This window comes from Staphylococcus pasteuri (genome assembly GCF_030547725.1).
GTDB classification, from domain to species: Bacteria; Bacillota; Bacilli; order Staphylococcales; family Staphylococcaceae; genus Staphylococcus; species Staphylococcus pasteuri.
Map to the genome: position 1 here is coordinate 1 of NZ_JAUOQO010001118.1, position 230 is coordinate 230.

The window sequence follows — 230 nt, forward strand, 5'->3', positions numbered from 1 at the left end:
GTTTTAAATCGTTCGTGTTATCTTTTAATTGATTTTTGGATCGCTTTAATTTTTGTTCTTCAGGTAACGTTAATTTTGATTCATTATGTGATGATGAGTCTTGGTCGGTGTCCATTTTATTACTAGATTGTGAAGCGATAGTTTGTTGTTGTTGAATTACATCTTTAGTCAATTTTTCTATTCTTGCTTTTCTTAAATTGTCTTTGACTCTTACTTCATTAACTTTAGAT

The 230-nt window shown here is 28.7% G+C and carries 1 pseudogene; it reads right to left on the bottom strand.

Annotated features, from left to right (window positions below):
- Positions 1–230, bottom strand: a pseudogene (locus Q4528_RS16600) (serine protease); the annotation flags it as partial.